General features: G+C 47.2%; 1 protein-coding gene. It reads right to left on the reverse strand.

Translation table 11 applies throughout. The features are described from left to right. Window positions 1-564: hypothetical protein (locus tag CLOSYM_RS23065; protein ID WP_021642751.1), on the reverse strand; the 564-nt coding region annotated here is incomplete at both ends.

Raw genomic sequence — 564 nt, forward strand, 5'->3', positions numbered from 1 at the left:
ACCTCTCCGACTCCCGGCAGTACAACCTGCTGGCCTCCTGATGAGGAGCCGCCGCTTTCTAATGCTCCCACTATCAGCGATAGTATTTCTATCGTAAACATTGTTTGACCGGCCGTAAATCCTGCGCTAAATGCGTCTTTATTATTGGATGCATTTCTTGCCTGGTCATAAATTTCCTGCAAGTCGGTATCCCAAAAATAGTCATCCCGCTTATACGCATTTTTGCCAAATAGAAGCGTTAGCTCCCAGTTATGGTATTCCGCCTCTGCTATCTTTCTTCCTGCATCCATTCCCGCCTTATAGTCGGAACAATATCCGATAACAGATCTTCCCTTTTCTTCCGCGGCATCCATCAATTTTTGCAGCTTTGTCCGGGCAGTGCTGAGCTTTTTGTCTAACTCCTCAAGCAGTTCTTTGTTCTTACTGCCGTAATCCGGGCCGCTGTCATAATCCTGAACCGGCATCTTGTTATATTCCTGCCAGTTTTTCTTTGCCTGATCCGCTGTCTCTGTCCAGCTTTGTTTTTTATGTCCACTCGGATCCACATAATTCGGCGCGCTCGAC

Origin of the sequence: [Clostridium] symbiosum ATCC 14940 (assembly GCF_000466485.1) — a bacterium.
GTDB classification, from domain to species: domain Bacteria; phylum Bacillota; class Clostridia; order Lachnospirales; family Lachnospiraceae; genus Otoolea; species Otoolea symbiosa.